The 2,242-nt window shown below is 76.3% G+C and carries 1 protein-coding gene; it reads right to left on the bottom strand.

What is annotated here, in order from left to right; all coding sequences use genetic code 11:
- On the bottom strand, positions 1-2,072 hold a 2,072-nt coding region (lanKC, locus tag ABZ371_RS31885), incomplete at its 3' end, for a class III lanthionine synthetase LanKC (protein ID WP_358686268.1).
- Positions 2,073-2,242 lie beyond the last annotated feature (170 nt).

Here is a 2,242-nt window from a genome sequence, read left to right as displayed (position 1 = left end):
CGCAGCCACGCCTCGCCGGTCAGCGCGTGCAGTTCGAGGTGGAGCAGGGCGGCGCCGGCCGATCCGCGCAGCAGGCCCGCCGACGCCGGGAGGCTCAGGCCGTCCACGGCTTCTCCCCGCACGAGCCGGTCCAGGTCCCGGGCGGTGCGCAGGGCCGATTCGACCAGGGGCGCGCCGGAGGCGGCACCGTCCGGGCGGGCCATCCGCAGCGCGGCGAGCGCGATGCCCGCGCGCCCGGTGAACAGGTCCGCCGAAGCCGTAGGAGACGCACCGGACACCGCGCGCTCCCACAACTCCCGCCCCTGCTCCCGGCGTCCGAGGAGCGAGAGGACCAGGGCGGTGCCGTGCAGTCCCTCGAAGAGCCCGCCCGCCCCGGCGGGGTCCCGGCGGAGCGCCGCCGCCGCGAGCCAGTCGGTCCACTCCTCGGGGACGGGCGCGCCCGCCCGGTGCAGGGCGTACAGGACACCGGCCGCGCCGTGCGCGAGATCCGTCCCGCCGGTGGAGAAGAGGTCCGGGCCGCCCGGGAAGAGGCGGTCGGTCCGCTCGGGTGTGGCCCCGGCGTGGATGCCGGCCACCAGGCGGGCGCGGATCCCCGCCCAGTCCACCTCCGGCCCGTCGAACAGGGCGGCCACCTCCGCCTCGCGCCGCCGTGAGGCGTCCGAACCGCTCAGCAGCCGGGGCCGGGGCGGGCCGGCGTCGGCCGGAAGCCCGTAGCGGCGGCGGGCCCAGCGTTCGATGGTGAGGGCCTTCGCCCGCTCCAGTCCGGCCATTTCCATGACGGGCATCAGCATGGTGAGCCAGGTCGCCCACAGCGCGTACGCGTCGGCCTCCGCCCCGGGGGTGCCGGGGGGCGCCTGGAGGCCCGGGGCGCCGGCCAGCGGGGTCGACGCGTCGTCGAGCGCGGTGGCGTACTCGAAGTCGACGAGTGCGACGCGCCCGTCGGGCCGGACGATGACGTTGGAGGGGTGCAGGTCGCCGAAGCGCAGGCCGCGCGCGTGGATCGACTCCAGGGCCCGGGAGAGCTCGCCCACCGTCGCGTCGGTCCAGGCGACGTACGGGGCCAGGTCCTTTGCGGTCTCCGCCCCGCGTACGAGGGCGAAGCGGGCGGTGATCTCCTCCAGCAGGGTGTTGCCCTCGATGTGCTCCTCGATGAGGAAGTGGTGCTCCCACACGGTCCGTACCCCGTACACCTCGGGGACGCAGTCCAGTCCGGCCAGTGCCGTCAGTGCCCGGTGCTCGCGGTGCAGGCGGGTGACGGCGTCGTCGCCCGCGCCGTCGAGGCCGCAGTGCGGACGCGCCTCGCGCAGCACCAGGCGCCGGCCCGTCCCCCGGTCCTCGGCCAGGTAGATCCCGCCGGCGTTGGAGAACTGGAGGGCCTCGGTGACGGTGTAGGGGAATGCGTCGTCGCGGGCGGCGGCGCGCGCGGCGAGGTGCGGTCGCAGGGCCGCGGGGACGTCGACCCACGCGGGCGTCCGGAAGACCACACCGCGTTCGTCCGGCACCAGCTTCCCGTCGGGGTCCCGCAGGGCCAGGACCCGGCGGCCGGCGGCGTCGTGGCACCAGCGGGGGAGGTAGGCGCCGTAGCGCGTGTACACCGGGGCGTCGCCGATCCGCAGGTCGCTGAGGATGTAGGGGCCGCTGCGCCCCGCGAGCGCCTGGGACAGCTCCTCGGCCAGTGCCAGGGACGTGGCTTCGTCGGGCGGGTAGACCGCGACGAACTTGCCGGCCCCGCTGCGGTTCACGTGCTTGCCGGTCATCAGCGACAGCGCCTGTGCGCTGCGCAGGAACTTGAACGGCACCCCGTGGGCCAGGCAGACGCGGGCGGTGTCGCGGAGGGTGGCCTCGGCCTCGCCGGGGACGGCGGACACGTGGATCTTCCAGCCCTGCTCGGCGGGCTCGGCGTCCTCGGGGATCAGGGACGTCCACAGGCCCACGGCCTCGCGGCGCCAGCCCGCCGGTGGCGGGTCGGTGGCGAGCCGGTAGCGGGACTCCTCGTCGGGCAGCCGGGCCGGGGTGTCGAAGTACGTACGGTCGGCGAGGCAGTACAGCTGGGTTTCCTGGATGCCTGGCACGGTCGGCTCTCTCTTCTCGGAGCCCGCCGCGAGCGCGGACGCTCGCGGGAGGGGTGCGGGAGGGTGCGGGTCGCGGGGCCGGGTCGGAGCCGGTCCGGAGCGGGGTTCAGTCGGCGGGAACGGCCCGGTCCGCGCCGGACCGCGTGCGGCCGGGACCGGACAGGGGCACG

Source organism: Streptomyces sp. NPDC005899 (genome assembly GCF_040629645.1).
Lineage (GTDB): Bacteria > Actinomycetota > Actinomycetes > Streptomycetales > Streptomycetaceae > Streptomyces.
Note: the sequence above shows the minus strand (reverse complement) of the source record. Positions and strands in the feature narration are given on the sequence as shown.